We start from the raw sequence: 1,131 nt of genomic DNA on the forward strand, positions 1-1,131 counted from the left end.
CACTGACACGGTAATCCCCACCGAACGTCACAGCCTCTCAACCCTCTACCCTTCGAAAGGAACATGTCATGTCCAAGCTCTCCTCCTCCGCTGCTGGCGTTGCTCTCGCCTCCGTACTCGCCACCACCGCCGCCGCCGCCCCGGTGCTCGAGCCCAAGACCCAGGCCTTCATCGATGCCCTTGCCCGCTCCGGCGGCGCCCCGATCTACACCCTGAGCTACGATCAGGCCCGCAACGCGCTGGCCGGCGCCCAGGACCCCACGATCCCCAGCGCCGCGACCACCATCGAAGACACCGTCTTCCCCGTCGGCCCCACCGGCAAGGTCAACGTCCGCATCGTCCGTCCCGCTGGCGTCAAGGATGCCCTGCCGGTGGTGATGTACTTCCACGGCGGCGGCTGGGTCATGGGCGATCCCAACACCCACGATCACCTGATCCGCGAGATCGCTGCCGGTGCCAATGCGGCTGTGGTATTCGTGCACTACGACCGGGCTCCGGAGGTGAAGTACCCCACCAACAACGAGCAGGCCTATGCCGCCACCCAGTACGTGGTCGAGAACGCCAGGGCCCTGAACGTTGACGCCTCCCGCCTGGCGGTGGCTGGCGACAGCGCCGGCGGCAACATGGCCGCAGCGGTGACCCTGCTGGCCAAGGACCGCAAGGGACCGCAGATCCGCCATCAGGTGCTGTTCTACCCGGTCACGGACGATGTGTCGGAGAACAGCTCATACCAGAGCTTCGGCGAGGGCCCGTGGCTGACCACGAAGGCGATGCACTACTTCCTCGACGCCAACTTCCCGAAGGGCTCGCGCCAGGAGATCACCGCCTTCCCGCTGAGGGCCTCGGTTGAGCAGCTCAGGGGTCTGCCGGAGGCCACCATCATCGTGGCCGAGAACGACCTGCTGCGGGACGAGGGCGAAGCCTATGGCCGCAAGCTGTCGGAGGCCGGCGTTACCGTCACCTCCAGCCGCTACAACGGCACGATCCACGACTTCGTGATGCTCAACGCTCTGGCCGATACCCCTGCCGCCAAGGCTGCCATTGCTCAGGCCAGCGCCGCCCTCAAGGCCGCCTTCGCCCAGTAAGCCTCACAAACCTCCGCAACCTGCCCCGGGCCACCCCCCGGGGCAG

General features: G+C 67.0%; 1 protein-coding gene. It reads left to right on the forward strand.

Annotation, left to right across the window (positions count from 1 at the left end; translation table 11 throughout):
- Positions 1-68: 68 nt before the first annotated feature.
- Positions 69-1,085, forward strand: a complete 1,017-nt coding sequence (locus LG661_RS24645; protein WP_230534634.1) for an alpha/beta hydrolase — start codon at positions 69-71, stop codon at positions 1,083-1,085.
- The last annotated feature ends 46 nt before the right edge of the window (positions 1,086-1,131 follow it).

Source organism: Microvirga roseola, from assembly GCF_020866965.1.
Taxonomy (GTDB): domain Bacteria; phylum Pseudomonadota; class Alphaproteobacteria; order Rhizobiales; family Beijerinckiaceae; genus Microvirga; species Microvirga roseola.